This window comes from Italian clover phyllody phytoplasma str. MA1, assembly GCF_000300695.1.
Lineage (GTDB): Bacteria > Bacillota_I > Bacilli_A > Acholeplasmatales > Acholeplasmataceae > Phytoplasma.
The window spans coordinates 1-485 of record NZ_AKIM01000075.1 but is presented as its reverse complement, the minus strand read 5'-3'; the positions used below and the strand labels follow the sequence as shown (position 1 = coordinate 485).

1 protein-coding gene is annotated in these 485 nt (G+C 25.6%); it reads right to left on the bottom strand.

All coding sequences use genetic code 11. From position 1 onward, the window contains the following. Positions 1 to 77: 77 nt before the first annotated feature. On the bottom strand, positions 78 to 485 hold a 408-nt coding region (locus RI01_RS02520), incomplete at its 5' end, for a DDE-type integrase/transposase/recombinase (RefSeq protein WP_017193104.1).

The following is a 485-nucleotide window of genomic DNA, read 5'->3' as shown; positions in this document are numbered from 1 at the left end:
TATTTTTAGGTAAAAAAAAGCGCACTAAAATAACCTTTTTCAAGGTTATATTATTTTATATTAATTCAACTAAGAATTTATCTTAGATTTTGAATATATTGAGATGGAGTTGAATAGTTTAATTTACTTAAAATCCACTTAGTATTCCAAAATTGAGGAAATTGATTGATTAATTTTTTCATTTTGTTAGGAGATTTTTGAAATAAAAAAGGATTTTGATGTTGTAAGATCGTTTTCATTTGACCGAAAAAATTTTCAATAACCGCGTTATCACGAGGGGTGGCTTTTCTTGACATGCTGATTAAAAAACCTTTTTTCGTTAAAGTTTGTTGAATTTTGAGCGATTGATAAACTTTTCCTTGATCAGAGTGAATGATACAAGGTTCTTTTAATTTTGGAAGTTTTTTAATAGTATTTAAAACTAAATCTTTATTTTGTTGGTTTGAAACATGTGAAGCAATTATTTGATTGTTAAAAGAGTCGAT